The organism is Gilvimarinus sp. 1_MG-2023 (assembly GCF_030548285.1).
In genome coordinates, this window is sequence record NZ_JAUOSC010001956.1 from 1 (window position 1) to 228 (window position 228).

General features: G+C 64.5%; 1 protein-coding gene. It reads left to right on the top strand.

Annotated features, from left to right (window positions below; translation table 11 throughout):
• Positions 1-228 (top strand): FtsK/SpoIIIE domain-containing protein (locus tag Q4563_RS23485; RefSeq protein ID WP_303606263.1); only part of this gene is annotated, 228 nt, incomplete at both ends.

Sequence of the window (228 nt, forward strand, 5' to 3'; positions counted from 1 at the left end):
GGATATGACGCCGAGACCGGCCAGCCGATCTATGAGGAGGAGAAGCTCGAATTCGAGCCTATGCCGCAGATCGTGGTGATCGTCGACGAGCTCGCCGACCTGATGATGACCGCGGGCAAGGAGGTCGAGTTCCTGATCCAGCGCCTCGCGCAGAAGGCGCGCGCCGCCGGCATTCACCTGATCATGGCGACCCAGCGCCCGTCGGTCGACGTCATCACCGGCGTGATC